Annotated in this window: 14 protein-coding genes; 6 read left to right on the top strand and 8 right to left on the bottom strand. The window is 72.2% G+C overall.

Features of this window, described 5'->3' with window-relative positions; genetic code table 11:
• Window positions 1-33: 33 nt before the first annotated feature.
• Window positions 34-705, bottom strand: a complete 672-nt coding sequence (locus tag FL583_RS37930) for a DUF1684 domain-containing protein (protein ID WP_142709755.1) — start codon at window positions 703-705, stop codon at window positions 34-36.
• Between the two features lie 200 nt (window positions 706-905).
• On the opposite strand from FL583_RS37930, the gene FL583_RS37935 reads away from it, so the two are divergent.
• Entirely contained in the window at window positions 906-1,280 is a 375-nt protein-coding gene (locus tag FL583_RS37935; protein ID WP_142709756.1) for a YciI family protein, read from the top strand.
• Between the two features lie 41 nt (window positions 1,281-1,321).
• Here FL583_RS37935 and FL583_RS37940 read toward each other — a convergent pair whose 3' ends face one another.
• Window positions 1,322-1,912 carry a hypothetical protein gene (locus tag FL583_RS37940; protein WP_142709757.1) on the bottom strand — a complete coding sequence of 197 codons (591 nt, stop codon included), beginning with the start codon at window positions 1,910-1,912 and terminating at the stop codon, window positions 1,322-1,324.
• Window positions 1,913-1,982: 70 nt separating this feature from the next.
• Between FL583_RS37940 and FL583_RS37945 the strand changes: the two genes are divergently transcribed.
• Window positions 1,983-2,435: a DUF309 domain-containing protein gene (locus FL583_RS37945; protein ID WP_142709758.1), complete on the top strand. Its 453-nt coding sequence runs from the start codon at window positions 1,983-1,985 to the stop codon at window positions 2,433-2,435.
• Here the strand turns inward: FL583_RS37945 and FL583_RS37950 are convergent.
• The 4 genes from FL583_RS37950 to FL583_RS37970 form a co-directional block, all read right to left on the bottom strand.
• Complete coding sequence (locus tag FL583_RS37950; protein WP_170324087.1) at window positions 2,428-4,236, bottom strand: ATP-binding response regulator; 1,809 nt, start codon at window positions 4,234-4,236, stop codon at window positions 2,428-2,430. The two genes, FL583_RS37945 and FL583_RS37950, sit on opposite strands and share 8 nt — an antisense overlap.
• A 70-nt stretch (window positions 4,237-4,306) precedes the next feature.
• Window positions 4,307-5,215: a hypothetical protein gene (locus FL583_RS37955; protein WP_142709760.1), complete on the bottom strand. Its 909-nt coding sequence runs from the start codon at window positions 5,213-5,215 to the stop codon at window positions 4,307-4,309.
• Between the two features lie 83 nt (window positions 5,216-5,298).
• Window positions 5,299-8,631: a fused isobutyryl-CoA mutase/GTPase IcmF gene (gene icmF / locus FL583_RS37960; protein WP_240746961.1), complete on the bottom strand. Its 3,333-nt coding sequence runs from the start codon at window positions 8,629-8,631 to the stop codon at window positions 5,299-5,301.
• A gap of 261 nt (window positions 8,632-8,892) precedes the next feature.
• The gene (locus FL583_RS37970; RefSeq protein ID WP_142709761.1) at window positions 8,893-9,726 is read right to left on the bottom strand and encodes a helical backbone metal receptor; all 834 of its coding nucleotides are present in this window, start codon (window positions 9,724-9,726) and stop codon (window positions 8,893-8,895) included.
• 32 nt (window positions 9,727-9,758) lie between these two features.
• Between FL583_RS37970 and FL583_RS37975 the strand changes: the two genes are divergently transcribed.
• Together FL583_RS37975 and FL583_RS37980 are read left to right on the top strand one after the other, a co-directional pair.
• Complete coding sequence (locus FL583_RS37975; RefSeq protein ID WP_142709762.1) at window positions 9,759-10,316, top strand: MarR family winged helix-turn-helix transcriptional regulator; 558 nt, start codon at window positions 9,759-9,761, stop codon at window positions 10,314-10,316.
• Window positions 10,313-10,681, top strand: a complete 369-nt coding sequence (locus FL583_RS37980) for a GrpB family protein (protein WP_142709763.1) — start codon at window positions 10,313-10,315, stop codon at window positions 10,679-10,681. The genes FL583_RS37975 and FL583_RS37980 overlap by 4 nt, the downstream gene beginning before the upstream one ends.
• Here FL583_RS37980 and FL583_RS37985 read toward each other — a convergent pair.
• A complete protein-coding gene (locus FL583_RS37985; protein WP_142709764.1) occupies window positions 10,665-11,678 on the bottom strand; it encodes a 2-dehydropantoate 2-reductase in 1,014 nt (337 codons plus the stop codon). The two genes, FL583_RS37980 and FL583_RS37985, sit on opposite strands and share 17 nt — an antisense overlap.
• A 96-nt stretch (window positions 11,679-11,774) precedes the next feature.
• Between FL583_RS37985 and FL583_RS37990 the strand changes: the two genes are divergently transcribed.
• On the top strand, window positions 11,775-13,439 hold the full coding sequence (locus FL583_RS37990; RefSeq protein WP_142709765.1) for an FAD-binding dehydrogenase: 1,665 nt from the start codon (window positions 11,775-11,777) through the stop codon (window positions 13,437-13,439).
• Between the two features lie 6 nt (window positions 13,440-13,445).
• On the opposite strand, the gene FL583_RS37995 is transcribed toward FL583_RS37990, so the two are convergent.
• Window positions 13,446-14,282: a hypothetical protein gene (locus FL583_RS37995; protein WP_170324086.1), complete on the bottom strand. Its 837-nt coding sequence runs from the start codon at window positions 14,280-14,282 to the stop codon at window positions 13,446-13,448.
• A gap of 72 nt (window positions 14,283-14,354) precedes the next feature.
• On the opposite strand from FL583_RS37995, the gene ilvA reads away from it, so the two are divergent.
• On the top strand, window positions 14,355-15,611 hold the full coding sequence (ilvA, locus tag FL583_RS38000) for a threonine ammonia-lyase IlvA (protein ID WP_142709783.1): 1,257 nt from the start codon (window positions 14,355-14,357) through the stop codon (window positions 15,609-15,611).
• The last annotated feature ends 11 nt before the right edge of the window (window positions 15,612-15,622 follow it).

The following is a 15,622-nucleotide window of genomic DNA, read 5'->3' on the forward strand; positions in this document are numbered from 1 at the left end:
ACTTCAGAACCCCGATAACCCGTCGATCCGCGCCTAAGCGCGAAAGACGGGGCGCTTCTCGCCGGCCTCGATGCGGCCGGGGAAGCGGTTCTGCCTCGGCGGCATCGGACAGTTGTACTCGGGTGAGAACCCGCAGGGCGGCACGAAGGAGCGGTTGAAGTCGAGCACGACCCGGTCGGTGCCGGGCTGCCGCTCGACGAACAGGAAGCGCCCCGCGTCGTAGGTGTCGACCCCGTTCGTCGCGTCTCCGAAGACCAGCAGCAATGTGCCGTCGTCGTCGAACGCGTCGAGCACGTGGTCGGCGCCGTCGTAGGTCAGGTGGATGCCGCCGGGCACGGCGAGATCCCGGGTGCGCCCGTTGTCACGCAGGTGTTCGAACGCGACCAGTTTCGGCTCGGCCCCGACCTCGAGCGTCCCCTCCAGCACCAGCGCCGGGTCGTAGTCGAACACGTCGATCGTGGCGAAGCTCCGGATCGCCGGGGACTCGGCGTCCCAGCGCCGGATCCCGCGCTCGACCGCCCCGGTGACGATGTTCCGCCGCTCCAGCGCGGTCACCGTCTTCCCGTCGACCGGCGGACCGTCCTCACCGTCGGACAGCCAGCACGTCTCGACGAGCGCGAGGTTGCCGTTCGGGGCGGTGACGGAGGCGAGCCGGGCGGCACGCCATTCGTCCCATTCGGTCGGGGCGGAAACGGGAGCGGACATCGGACGAGCACTCGATTCGGACGTCGGTCATCGGCCGGCGGCCACGCTCGGTGACCACCACAGATGCACGAACCCTACCGGCCCGGTCGGGATTCCCGATCATGTTTCACATCACACAGTTCCCCCTGGTCACAGCGATGTCACGAGGCGTTTGCCAGGAACCGTCCGGTAATGCTGCTACCACCCGATAGGGTGCGCGGATGTTCGTTGTGACATTGACGTACGTCGCTGACATTTCCGAAGTGGACGCCGAGCTCGACGGCCACATGACCTGGCTCGAGAGCCAGTTCACCGACGGGGTGTTCGTCGCCTCCGGTCCGCGGGTCCCGCGGCACGGCGGGGTGATCCTGGCCCAGGGCGTCGACCGCGAGGAGCTGAACCGGCGCCTCTCGCTCGACCCGTACGCCGAGAAGTGCCTGGCCGACTACACGGTGATCGAGTTCGAGCCGACCCGGGTCGCGAACGGCTACGAGAAGATCCGGTCGGACTCGGCGTCGGTCATGTCGGGCCTGGCCCACGTCCCGACGCAGGCGGCCGCGCCCGCCGTCGAGAAGCCGGCCGACACCGAGGCCTGACGCCGTTCGGACGTCCGCCGCACGACCGCGTGCGGCGGGCGCTACTCGGCGTCCGGTAGGGCGGGCCGGGTCGCGACCAGCGACAGGCCCGGCTCGAACGACCCCTCGACGAGTTCGTCGGCGGTGTAGTCCGGCGACACGAAGATCTTCCGCGCGCCGCTGAACCCGTCGTACGCGAACAGGTACACGCGGATCGCCGCGCCCGGCCGGCGGCGCAGCAGGTCGCCCAGCTCGGCGTCCGGGTCGAGCCCGGCGCGCTCGAACTCGTCCGGCGGGATCTTGTTCGGGCACATCCGGACGTACCGGTAGCTCTGGCGCTGCAACCGGGGCAGCCACGGCGTCGAGGTCGGCAGCTCGATCAGGTGCATCGGCGACCCGATGTGGTCGACCTCGTGGGGCAACCGCAGCTGGGCCCAGACCTGCAGGTCGAGCGCGTGCCGGCGCCCGTGGTTGACGATCTTGAGCCGCAGCTGGTCGTGGTCGTTGCCGACCCGCTTGTCGTCGGGCGGCGCGACCAGGGCCTCCGACCACGAGATGCGTGGCGCCAGCTGCCGGGTGAACCACCACCAGAACAGGAACGACGTCAGAATGCCCGTCGGGACGCTGACGAGCGTCGAGATCACGACCTCCACGGCCCCACAGTGGACAGCACCGGGCGCGCCGCCGCACCCGATTTCGCGAGAACGGCGGGACACTTCACTCATGAACAGCCGCGATCGGGACCCGGACGGACGGCCGCGTCAGGCTCGTCCTCGTGACGCGCTGGGCCGCCCACTGCCCTATGGTTCGCCGGGCGGCGTAGATCCGATCGACGAGGAACCACTGGAGGCGGGGCAGGCGCTCGCCGAGGCTCAGCGACTGCTCGACGGTGGGCGCGCGTTCTCCGCGCACGAGGTGCTGGAGGCGGCCTGGAAGGCCGCGCCGGAGCCGGAGCGGGAGCTCTGGCAGGGGCTGGCGCAGATCTGCGTCGGGATCACCCACGCGCAGCGGGGGAACGCCGCCGGGTCGGCCCGGCTGCTCGCCCGGGGGATGGGCCGCCTGACGCCGTACGCCGACCTCCCACCGCACGGGGTCGACGTGCGCGGGCTGATCACCTGGTACGAGGAGCACGGCGACGCGCCGGCCGCCGCTCCCCCGCGCCTGACGCTCAGCTGAGCCGGGACACGATCTCGTTCAGCAGCAGGTGGTTCTCGATCGGCTTGGAGACGAACGCGTCGGCGCCGGCGTCGAGGAGGCGGCGCTCGCCGGTCGGGTCCGCGGAGACGACGACGACCGGGGTCCGGCGGCGGTCGGGGTCGGTGTGGCTGCGGATCCCGGCGAGGATCTCGTCGCCCTCGACGTCCGGAAGGTGGACGTCGAGCAGCACGAGCGCGGGCCGGAGCTCCTCGATCAGCCGGACGCCGGACGGGCCGTCCGGGGCGACGACGAGGTTGAGCTGCTCGTTCGCGCTGAGCACGCGCTGGACGAGCGTGACGTTGGCCGGGTCGTCCTCGACGTAGAGGACGGTGGCCCGCTCCTGTTCCCGGGCCTGGCCCGCGTACGGGAGGTCGATCGTGAACGTACTGCCCGCGCCTTCCGAGCTGGTGACGTCGACGCAGCCGTCCATGGCCGTGGTGAGGCTCTTGACCAGCGAGAGCCCGAGCCCGGTGCCGCCGACGTCCTTGACGCCGATGCGCTCGAACGGGGTGAAGACGTCGGCGAGGCGGTCCTCGGGGATGCCGCGGCCGGAGTCGGCGACCGCGATCTGGACGTAGCGGAAGTCGTCGTCGGTGCGGTGGCCCCGGGAGTCGACCGGGTTGGCCTCGACGCGGATCCGGCCGCCCGGGCGGTTGTACTTGACCGCGTTCGAGAGCAGGTTGAGCAGGACCTGACGGAGGCGCTGGCGGTCGGCGCGGACCCGGAGGCCGTCGGTGGCCGGGCGTTCGATCGCCAGGCCGGCGGATTCGGCGGCCGGGCGGATGAGGTCGAGGGCTTCGCCGATGGCCTGGTCGAGGTCGATGTCCTCGGGGTCGAGGGAGACGTGGCCGGATTCGACGGCCTCGACGTCGAGGGCGTCGTTGAGGATCGCGAGCATGTGGCGGCCGGCCCGGACGATGTGGGTGAGGTTGTCGGATTCTTCGGGGGTGAGGTCGGCGGGTTCGAGGAGCTGGGCGAAGCCGAGGATCGCGTTGAGCGGCGTGCGCAGCTCATGGCTCATCCGAGCGAGAAAGTCGCTCTCGGCGCTCGGAGCCGCGTCGCGGCCAGAGTCGCCGTCGCGCTCGGCGCGCGGGGCCGCGCCGCGCGCGGAGGCGGCGGGGGTTTCCGATTCTGCGGCGGCTTGGCGGCGGGTGATGGCGGCGCCCAGCAGGGCGCAGGCTCCGGTCACCACCTCGCCTCGCTCGCTGGCGGTCAGGTTGTCGGCGACCGCCCGCTCGTTGACCAGCCCGCCGACGCGCAGGGCGGCGATGACCATCCCCGCGCACGACACGGGGAACAGCACGGCCGGGCCGCCCAGGCTCGTGTCGTCGACGACCGGACGGCCCTCGTCGAGGCGCTGCCACTGGCCCTCGCTCAGCCCCGGAGCGGCACCGATCCCCGGCGCACCGGCCGGCAGATCGGGCAGCGGCGCCGGCCCGGCCGGCGGCCGCAACGCCGACGGCACCGCCGCCGCGTGCTCCCCGGGCTCGGGCACCGGAGGAAGCCCGGGAGTCAGCCCCGGCGCGTCCGCCAGCCGCACCGTCTCTTCGCCGGTGGGCGGGCCGGACGCGGCTCGGGCTTCGGCGTCGGCCAGCGGGAACGGGTCCGTCGGACCCGGCTGGTCACTCGGACGGACGACGAGCTCACCCCGCCGCCCCCCGACGAAAGCGGTCACCGCGACCACCGACAGCTCCAGCCCGGTGTCGAGCGCCGCGACCGTCGGCGCGGACAACAACGTCCCCACCTCGACCAGCAGTTCGACCCCCGACCGATCGGTCACGGTCTGAGCTGTTCCCGATGTCCGATTCATCACAAACGCCCGATCGGCACCCCGACCCCGGAGCTGAGCGCTACGGCACGACCCACGCGGTCAACTCGGCCGCCAGCGACCCGTCGGCCTCGACGCTCTCCACGTTCATCCGCACCAGCTTCGTCGTGAGCTGCTGCGACTCGGCCGCCAGGCGGGACGTCAGCACGCACACGGTCGTTCCCGGCGACGGCGCCACCCACCCGACCCCGGGGTCGGCCCGGACCGCGTTCACGCAGTCCCGCGCGCTCGGGTCCCGGTTGTCGATCACCGCGAACCGGGACGCCTGGTCGAAGTCCAGGTGCAGCCCGTCCGCGCAGCTCCGGTAGGACGCGTCGGCACCCGACACCGGGAGCACCCGCGGCTGGTCGAGGTCGAGGTCGGTCCCCTCGCACGTGCTGGGCTGCACCCGGACGAGCTGGTCGGCGTAGGCGAGCTCGTAGTTCGCCCCCGGGTCGAGCCGGTCCGGATCCGTCGGACTGGGCGACGGCGACGGAGACGGCGGAGCCGACGAGGGCACCGGCGCCGGGGCCGCGGCCTGCGCGGACGCTTCCGGATCCACCGCGTGCTCGTCCGACGCGGCCGCGACCGCGGCCCGCTTCGCCGCGCCCTCGGCCGACGTCGCCCGGCCGACCGCGATGATCCCGGTGACCGTCGCGATCCCGGCGATCAGCAGCGCGACGACCGCGATGCCGAGCGCGACGACCGGCAGCCCGGCCGCGGCCAGCGTCCCGGACAGGCGCCCCTCGCTCGCCGAGTGCCGCCCGGCCGGGAGGTCGGCGACGCCGACGAACCCGAGCAGGTCCTCGTCGGGCTCGTAGTCGGTGACCGTGCGGCCGTACACCGTCGCGGACCGGCCGAAGCGCGTCCCCGGCTCGTCGTAGACGCTCCAGTCCGGCTCCTCCCCCCGGACGTCGAGCGGTCCGTCAGGTGAGCGCGGCGGGGCGGCCATCGCAGTTGACTCCCGGGGGGTGGACGAGCGGGCCCGTCAATCCAACCGCATTTTGCCGCATTTGCCCGATTCGACTCGCCGAGCTACACGTTCCGCCGGTACTGGCCGCCCACCTCGAAGAACGCCGCGGTGATCTGCCCCAGGCTGCACACCCGCGCAGCGTCCATCAGAACCGCGAACACGTTCTCGTCGGCCAGGGCCGCATTCTTGAGGCGCGTGAGCGCCTCCTCGGCCTCGGCGCGGTGCTCGCGCTGGAACGTCCGGACGCGCTCGACCTGGGAGCGCTTCTCGTCCTCGGTCGCCCGGGCGAGCTCGATCGGCCCGGTGTCGTCACCACCGTCCGGCGGCAGGAACGTGTTGACGCCGATCAGCGGGAGCGACCCGTCGTGCTTGCGCTGCTCGTAGAGCATCGACTCGTCCTGGATCCGGCCGCGCTGGTAGCCGGTCTCCATCGCGCCGAGCACGCCGCCGCGCTCGGAGATGCGGTCGAACTCGGCCAGCACGGCCTCCTCGACCAGGTCGGTCAGCTCATCGACGACGTACGAGCCCTGCAGCGGGTTCTCGTTCATCGCCAGGCCCCACTCGCGGTTGATGATCAGCTGGATCGCCAGCGCCCGCCGCACCGACGCCTCGGTCGGGGTGGTGACCGCCTCGTCGTAGGCGTTGGTGTGCAGGCTGTTGCAGTTGTCGTAGATCGCGGTGAGGGCCTGCAGCGTCGTCCGGATGTCGTTGAACTGCATCTCCTGCGCGTGCAGCGATCGCCCGGACGTCTGGACGTGGTACTTGAGCTTCTGCGAGCGCTCGTTGGCGCCGTAGCGGTCGCGCATCGCGATGGCCCAGATCCGGCGGGCGACCCGGCCCAGGACCGTGTACTCGGCGTCCATGCCGTTGGAGAAGAAGAACGACAGGTTGGGCGCGAAGTCGTCGATGTCCATGCCCCTGGCCAGGTACGACTCCACATAGGTGAAGCCGTTGGCCAGCGTGAACGCGAGCTGGCTGATCGGGTTCGCCCCGGCCTCGGCGATGTGGTACCCGGAGATGCTCACCGAGTAGAAGTTGCGGACCTCGTGCTCGATGAACCACTCCTGGATGTCGGCCATCATCTTCAAGCTGAACTCGGTGGAGAACAGGCAGGTGTTCTGGCCCTGGTCCTCCTTGAGGATGTCGGCCTGGACCGTGCCGCGCACGGTGCGCAGGGCCTCGGCCGGATCATCGCTCTGGTCGATGACCGTGTTCAGGAAGAACGCCAGGATCGTCGGCGCCGGGCCGTTGATCGTCATGCTCACCGACGTCGTGGGGGACGTCAGGTCGAAACCGTCGTAGAGCGCCTTCATGTCGTCGAGGGTGGCGATCGAGACGCCGGACGTGCCGATCTTGCCGTAGACGTCGGGCGGGGTGTCGGGGTCGCGGCCGTACAGCGTCACCGAGTCGAACGCAGTGCTCAGACGGGTGGCTTCGGAGTCTTTGGAGAGGTATTTGAAGCGGCGGTTCGTACGGAACGCGTCGCCCTCGCCGGCGAACATCCGGGCCGGGTCCTCGCCGTCGCGCTTGAACGGGAAGACGCCCGCGGTGAACGGGAACCGGCCCGGGAGGTTCTCCTCGCGGAGGAAGCGGAGCAGCGCGCCGCGGTCGGGGTCCTTCGGGAGCGCGACGCGCGGGATCTTGGTGCCGGAGAGGGTCTCCCGGCGCAGCGTCGTACGGAGCGTCCGGTCCCGGACCGTCGTCACGAGCTCGTCGCCGTCGTAGTCCCGCTTCGTCTGCTCCCAGGTCGCGAGCAGGGCCTCCGCGTCGCGGTCGACGGGTGCGATCAGCTTCTCCAGGTCCGCGGTCGGCGCGCCCGCCGCCTCGAGCGCGGCCCGCGCCACCTCCAGGTGCTCGGTCCGACGGACGGCGGCGACCAGTTCGTCGGTCTTCCCGTGGTACTGGCGGACGCCGTCGGCGATGTCGGCCAGGTAGCGGACGCGGGTCGGCGGGACGATCGTCGCGGCCGACGTGGAGGTCTTGCCGGTGACGGTCGGGAGCGTGCCCTCGCTCAGGTTCAGCTCGCCCCGGAGGAACTGGTAGAGCGCGGTGACGCCGTCGTCGTTGAACGTCGCCGCGCTGGTGCCGTAGACCGGCATGTCGGCCCACTGCGCCCCGAACGCCTCGCGGTTCCGGACGAGCTGGCGGGCCACGTCCCGGCGAGCGTCCTCGGCGCCGCGGCGTTCGAACTTGTTGATCGCGACCGCGTCGGCGAAGTCGAGCATGTCGATCTTCTCGAGCTGCGACGCGGCGCCGAACTCGGGCGTCATCACGTAGAGGGAGAAGTCGACGAACGGGACGATCGCCGCGTCGCCCTGGCCGATGCCGGGAGTCTCGACGATCACCAGGTCGAAGCCGGACGCCCGGCAGACTGCGATCGTGTCCCCGAGTCCCTCAGGGAGCTCGCGGCCGGCGCCGCGGGTGGCCAGCGAGCGGAAGAACACGACGTCGCCGTCGAGGCCGTTCATCCGGATGCGGTCACCGAGCAGCGCGCCGCCGCCCCGGCGGCGGGTGGGGTCCACGGCCAGGACCGCGATCCGCAGCTTGTCCTGCTGGTCGAGCCGGAAGCGGCGTACGAGCTCGTCGGTGAGCGAGGATTTCCCGGACCCGCCGGTGCCGGTGATGCCGAGCACCGGCACGCGCCGGGCCGCGGCTCGGCGCCGGATCTCGTCGGCGAGGTCGGCCGGGAGCGCGCCGGCCTCGGCCATCGTGATGGCCCGGGCCACCGCGAGCGTGGCCCCGGTGAACAGCCCGTCGAGCCCCGCCGACCCGCCGTCGACCGGCGCGGGGCCGGAGGCGGGGTCGGCCGGCGCCGAGCCGGAGGCGGGATCGGCCGGCGCGGGGCCGGAGGCGGGATCGGCCGGCGGGGGGCCGGAGGCGGGATCGGCCGGCGGGGGGCCGGAGGCGAGATCGGCCGGCGGCGGAGCGGCGGGGTGGGCCGGCGGCGGGGCGGCGGCGAGGTCGTAGTCGCAGGCTGCGATCAGTGAGTTGATCATCGCGGGCAGCCCAATCTTCTGGCCCTCGGCCGGCGAGAAGATGTGCGCGACCCCGCGCGAGTGCAGCAGCGCGATCTCGTCCGGAACGATCACGCCGCCGCCACCGCCGAACACCTTGATGTGCCCGGCCCCCCGTTCCTGGAGCAGCTCGACCAGGTACGTGAAGTACTCGACGTGACCGCCCTGGTAGGCCGAGATCGCCACGCCCTGGACGTCTTCCTGAATGGCGGCGTCGACGACCTCGCGCACCGACCGGTTGTGCCCGAGGTGGATCACCTCGGCCCCCTGCGACTGGAGGATCCGCCGCATGATGTTGATCGCCGCGTCGTGCCCGTCGAACAGGCTGGATGCGGTCACGAACCGGACCGGGTTGACCGGTGTGTGCAGTGCGCTCGCCATGTCCCCGTCCCGACCGCCCAGATGCTTGGACTTCCTACTATCTGACTACCGATCAACAATGTCCAGCACCGCCAGTACCGAGCCCGACGAACGCCTGCTGTTCGGACGAGACGCCCTAATGTCGGTTTAGCCGCACCGAGTGCCGTCGAACCCACTCCACCAGCGATCGCGCGACCAGCGAGGCGGCGCTGACGTACGCGCGGCCGGGCGGCCCCGGCAGCAGCGGCGCCACGTCCCTCGGCGACCAGCCCGACCTCGGGCTCACTCGCCCCGAATCGCGAGACGGAGCCGGGTCCGGGCCCCGGCCAGGCTGGGCCCGTACCAGGTCAGCGACCGGCCGTCGACGCAGGCGAACCGCGTGCCGCCGAACGCCTCCGGACCGTCGTCGGGCGTGAACGCGTACGGCTCGTCGGGCAGCAGCACCAGGTCGATCGGCGGCAACGACACCGGGTCGAACTTCGGGTACCGCTCCGGACTGTCGCCCAGCACGTTCCGGTACCCCAGCCGCTCCACGACGTCCCCCGCGAACGTGTCCGACCCCAGGGCCATCCACGGCCGCCGCCAGATCGGCACGACGACCGCCGGCCGTCCGTCGGCCGACCCGCCGTCGGCCGGAGCCACGGCCGGGAAGCCGGCCGGAGCCACGGCCGGGAGGTCAGCCGGAGCCTCGGCCGGGAGGTCGGCCGACCACTCGGCCTCCGCCTCCCCGAGCCACTCCGGACGCCCGAGCCCGAGCACCGCATGCAACCGTCCCAGAGAAGCAAACGCAGCCGGAACCGTCCGGATGTCGGTCACGTACACCGCCAATCCCGCCGCACGCAACGCATCCAGATCCGTCCCCCGGTTCTCCTCCCGATTGGCCAGAACGACGTCCGGACGCAACGCGATGATCGCCTCCACATCCGGATTCTTCGTGCCCCGGATCCGCGCGACGTCGAGGTCCGCCGGGTGCGAGCACCAGTCCGTGACGCCGACCAGCAGCTCACGCCCACTGGCCGCCACCGTCTCGGTGAGCGACGGCACCAAGCTCACCACCCGCCGCACGTCGTCCGGCAGCCTCACGTCGAGAAAGAGGTCATCCACCACCGTCGCCATGCCCCGACCCTAGGCCGGTTACCCTGCAAGCCATGGTCGCGCCGAGCTCCCTGCCGTTCGATCCGGTCGAGGAGGCCGCCCGCAAGTGGAGCGCCCGCTGGGACGACGCGGACGCGATGGCCGTGGCAACCTCGATCATGCGGGTCCAGCAGCTGCTGCTCGGGCGGATCGAGACCGCGCTGCGTCCGCTGAACCTGACGTTCGCCCGGTACGAGGCGCTCGTCCTGCTGTGCTTCAGCCGAAACGGCAGCCTGCCGATGAGCAAGATGGGCCAGCGGCTGATGGTCCACCCGACGAGCATCACGAACATCGTCGACCGGCTGCAGGCGCAGGAGTTCATCCGGCGCGAGCCGCACCCGACCGACCGGCGCACCACGCTGGTGGCGATCACCGACTCCGGCCGCGAGGTGACCGAGCGGGCCACCCAGGCCCTGGTCGCGGTCCGGTTCGCGCTGGACTCGCTGGAGCCCGACCAGATGAAGTCGCTCTACGACCTGCTCCGCGACGTCCGCCTGCACGCCGGCGACTTCCCCGAAGACCACGGCATCCGCACCTGGCCCAACGCGTTCACCGAAACCGACAGCCCATGACCGACGCCGCTCCCCCGTGGGCCTACGAGCAGGTCGCGCTCTCGGCCCACGACCCCCGCTGGGCCGAGACCGCCCGGTCCGAGTGCGCGACGCTCGCCGAGGTTCTCGGCCCGTCGATCGAGCACATCGGCTCGACCGCCGTCCCCGGCCTCGTCGCGAAGCCGATCGTCGATCTGATGGCCGCGGTCGCAGACCCGGCCGACCACCCCCGCTGGGCCGAGCAGCTCGCGTTCCGCGACCGGCTCCGCGCGGACCCGCAGCTGGCCCGCGATTACGCGGCCCTGAAGCGTCGGCTGGCCGTCGCCCATGCGGACGACCGCGAGGCCTACACCGAGGGCAAGGCCGCGTTCATCGCCCGTTCGTGAGCAGGCGGGCGTAGAGCTCCTCGGCCGGGTAGGCGGGGAGCGAACCGGACTCGGCCGCGTGGATCAGCTCGACGATCGTCGCGTTGTGCGGCGCGGTCCGGCCGGCCCGCTCGGCCAGCCGCACGACCGCGCCGTTCAGGTAGTCGACCTCGGTGCGCCGCCCCGCGCTGAGGTCCTCCCACATCGACGACCGCGCCTCCGGATCCATCGAGAACGCCGCCCCGACGACCCGGCCGTAGACCGCGTCCGGCACCCGCAGCATCGTCGGCAGGGCCTGCGGTGGCAGGCGCGTCACCCGGGCCGGCACGATCGCGGACGCCCGCAGCGTCCGCAGCGCCTCGGCGACCAGCAGCGCGAACACCCGCCGGTACGAGCGCTGGGCCAGCTCGGCGGCCAGCGGCACCCCCGACAGCGCGTTCACCGCGTTGTTGAGGTTGAGCAGCAGCTTGCCCCACTGCACGGGCACGAAGTCGGTCCGCATCACCAGCGGCAGCCCGGCCGCCTCGAACGACGGCAGCCAGGCCTCCAGCGCCGGGGTTCGCGCGCACATCAGCCCGCCCTCGGTGGCGCGGTGCAGACGTCCCGGCTCCGGCGACGCGACGTTGAACGCGACCATCCCGGCCGCCACGTCGTAGTCGGGTAACCGGGTCTGCAGCACGTCGGTGTTGCCGATGCCGTTCTGCAGGCTCAGCACCACCGGACGCTGCGGCGCGCCGGTCGCGATCGCCTCGCCCGCCTCGCCGGTGTCCGCGCTCTTCACCGTCACCAGCACGAGCCCGGCGTCGGCCAGCGCGGCGGGGTCCTCCGAGTAGTCCAGCGCACCGGCCGGTATCTTCACCCGGCTCCCGTCCAGCCCGCTCAACACCAGCGGGCCAGAGGCCAGCGCACGCATCCGCGAACGCCCGATCAGGCTGACCGGAGCGCCCGCCGCCTGCAGCAACCCGCCGACGTACAGCCCGATCAGGCCCGCGCCCAGCACCACGATCCGGTTCGCCACGAGCCGATTGTGCTGATGCCCGCCGGCCACCGCGACAGATTTGGGAATTATCACCCGCCAATTGACCTTCGCCCCCGCTCACTCCAGGGTGACCCCATGACTGTGGATGCGGACGTTCCCGACGTCACAGACGTCATCGTCGTCGGCGGTGGGTTGGCCGGGCTGGTGGCCGCGGCCGAACTGGCCGAGGCCGGCAAGTCGGTCGTCCTGCTCGACCAGGAACCCGAGGGCTCGCTCGGCGGCCAGGCGTTCTGGTCGTTCGGCGGGCTGTTCTTCGTGAACTCCCCCGAGCAGCGCCGGATGGGCATCCGCGACTCGCACGAGTTGGCCTGGCAGGACTGGCTCGGCACGGCCGGGTTCGACCGCCTCGACGATGAGGACGTCTGGGCGCGCCGCTGGGCCGAGGCCTACGTCGACTTCGCCGCGGGCGAGAAGCGCTCCTGGCTGCGCGAGCGGGGCGTCGGCATCTTTCCGCTGGTCAACTGGGCCGAGCGGGGCGGCTACGACGCGACCGGCCACGGCAACTCGGTCCCCCGGTTCCACCTCACCTGGGGCACCGGCCCCGGGCTGATCGCACCGTTCGTGCGGCGGGTCCGCGAGAACGTCGACCTGCGGTTCCGGCACCGCGTCGACCTGCTGCTCACCGACAACGGAACCGTCATCGGCGTCGCCGGCAGCATTCTGGCGCCGAGCGACACGAAGCGCGGCGAGCCCACCAACCGCGACGTGGTCGGCGACTTCGCGCTGCGCGCGCAGGCCGTCATCGTCACCGCGGGCGGGATCGGCGGTAACCATGACCTGGTCCGGCAGAACTGGCCGAAGCGGCTCGGCGCGCCCCCGAAAAACATGCTGACCGGCGTCCCGGCCCACGTCGACGGCCGCATGATCGGCATCACCGAGGCCGCCGGCGGCCGGGTCGTGAACCGCGACCGGATGTGGCACTACACCGAGGGCATCACGAACTGGGACCCGATCTGGCCCGGTCACGGCATCCGGATCCTGCCCGGCCCGTCGTCGCTCTGGCTCGACGCGACCGGCAAGCGACTGCCGGTCCCGCTGTTCCCCGGCTTCGACACGCTCGGCACGCTGGAGCACATCGCGAAGTCCGGTCACGACCACACCTGGTTCGTGCTCACCCAGAAGATCATCGAGAAGGAGTTCGCCCTGTCGGGCTCCGAACAGAACCCCGACCTGACCGGCAAGGACGTGCGCCTGCTGCTGCAGCGCGTCCGACCGGGCGCGCCCGGTCCGGTGGAGGCCTTCAAACGCCACGGCGTCGACTTCGTCGTGGCCGACGCTCTGCCCGACCTGGTGTCCGGCATGAACAAGCTCACGGATGCTCCGCTGCTGAACGCCGCCGACGTCGAGCGGATCGTGATGGCGCGGGACCGTGAGATGGCCAACCCGTACACGAAGGACCTGCAGATCACCGCGCTGCGGGGCGCCCGGTCGTACCGGGGCGACCGGCTGATCCGGGTCGCCGCCCCGCACCGGCTGCTCGACCCGGGCGCCGGGCCGCTCATCGCGGTCAAGCTGCACGTCCTCACCCGCAAGACGCTCGGCGGCCTGCAGACCGACCTGTCTTCCCGGGTGCTGGGCGCGGACGGATCGCCGATTCCCGGGCTCTACGCCGCGGGTGAGGTGGCCGGGTTCGGTGGTGGCGGTATGCACGGCTACCGCTCGTTGGAGGGCACGTTCCTCGGCGGCTGTCTGTTCAGCGGCCGGACCGCCGGCCGGGCCGCCGCGTCCGCCGTCGTCTGATCCTGTTCATGCGGACGCTCCGCCGAGCGCCCGACCGGCCAGGCGCTTCAGCGCGGAGTAGCGGGAGCTCGACCAGGCGCCGGACGCGGCGGCGGGCCAGGCGTAGCAGGGCGCACCGTCGCTGACCATGGCCAACACCGGCGGCAGACCGAGGTCGCCGGCCGCGTGCTCGTAGAGCCGCTGCGCCCTGGGCAGGATCACGCCGTAGTCGATCAGGTGCCCGAGCCGGTTCTCCCGGGCCAGGAACCACTCGATGTCCTCGTCCGGGAGCGGGTAGGTCGCGGGCAGGATGTTGTGCAGTGACAGGAAGACGCCGGTCCACTTGCGGCGCGGGTCGCCGAACCAGGGCGCGAGCAGCGCGAACCGACCGGCCGCCAGCCGAGGGTTCGAGAGCAGGCTGTCGGCGTAGAGGACGCGGATCATCGCGACGTCCATGAAGAACCGCTCGGTCGGTTTCTCCCGGTCGGCCAGCGCGCGATGTTCGACGTACCCGGTGATGATGCTGGCGTTGTGGGCGCGGTACCACGACCGCGGCGACGGCGTCCGCAGGAACTCGACCCAGCGCTGCACCGCCCCGCCGGTGTCCCGCCCGGTCCGGACGCGTAAGCGGGCCTCGTAGGCGTCCCGGAGGAGGTTCTCGTTGACCGACCGCCACCAGGGGCTGCCGTCGGGGGCCAGCACACCGCGGCGGAGCTGCCAGTGCATGAACGCGATCTCCGCGCGCCGGTAGGCGCGGATCGCCGGGCCGTCGTAGAACCGGGCGGCCAGCGCGACGCGCGCGGCCGGGTCGTCGCGGACCGCCGCCGTGAGCTCGGCCGCCTCGCGCGCTTCGGGGTCGGTCACGGCGCGAGTCTAGGGCGCGGCGGTCGGAACCCGGCCGGGGCGGATGGCCGGCACCAACCGCGGACGGGAAGAATCGCGGACGTGACGACAGTTGACGCGGACGCCGTCGAGGCGGCCTCGGTCCGGTTGGGCGCGGTGGTGTCCCGGACGCCGCTGGAGCGCAACGCCCGGCTCTCGGCCCGGATCGGGGCGGCGGTCTGGCTCAAGCGCGAAGACCTGCAGGTGGTGCGCTCGTACAAGGTGCGCGGCGCGTACAACCTGATCGCCCAGCTCGACGAACGCAGCCGGGCGCGCGGTGTGGTCTGCGCCAGCGCCGGTAACCACGGCCAGGGCCTCGCGTACGCGTGCGCCGCGCTCGGCGTCCGCGGGAAGGTCTTCGTGCCGCGGCCGACGCCCCGGCAGAAGCGGGACCGGATCGCCGCGCTCGGCGGCGACGCCGTCGAACTGGTCGTCTCCGGGGACAGCTACGACGACGCGGCCGCGGCCGCCGCGGCGGACGCCGAGCGGACCGGCGCGACGCTCGCGCCCGCGTTCGACGACCCGCGGACGATCGCCGGGCAGGGCACCGTGCTCAAGGAGGCGTTCGAGCAGCTCGACGACGTACCGGACGTGGTCGTGATCCCGGTCGGCGGCGGGGGGCTGCTGGCCGGGTCGCTGGCCTGGCTGCGGGAGCGGTACCCGGCGGTGCGGGTGGTCGGGGTGGAGCCGGCCGGGGCGGCCGGCATGGCCGCGGCGATGGCCGCGGGCGGCCCGGTGCCGCTGGCCGACCTGGACGGTTTCGTCGACGGCGCGGCCGTACGCCGGGTCGGTGATCTGACGTATCCGCTGGTCCGCGACCTGGGGGCCGAGCTCGTGCAGGTGCCGGAGGGCCAGGTGTGCGTCGAGATGCTGGCGCTGTACCAGTCCGACGGCATCATCGCCGAGCCGGCCGGGGCGCTGGCCCCGAGCGTGCTCGGGTCGATCGTCGACATCGAGCCGGACTCGACCGTGCTGTGCGTGCTCTCCGGCGGCAACAACGACGTGAGCCGGTACGCCGAGGTGGTGGAGCGGGCGCTGGTGCACGAGGGGCGCAAGCACTACTTCCTGGTCGAGTTCCCGCAGGAGCCGGGCGCGCTGCGACGGTTCCTGGACGAGGTGCTCGGCCCGGACGACGACATCACGCTGTTCGAGTACGTGAAGCGCAACAACCGCGAGACCGGACCGGCGCTGGTGGGCGTCGAACTGGGGCGGCCGGAGGACCTGGAGCCGCTGCTCAAGCGGATGTCGGAAGCCCCACCCAGGATCGAACGCGTCGAGACCGACAGCCCGCTGTTCCGGTTCCTGGTCTAGGGGTCGTTAGG

The sequence above is a fragment of the Cryptosporangium phraense genome, assembly GCF_006912135.1.
In the GTDB taxonomy this organism is placed as follows: domain Bacteria; phylum Actinomycetota; class Actinomycetes; order Mycobacteriales; family Cryptosporangiaceae; genus Cryptosporangium; species Cryptosporangium phraense.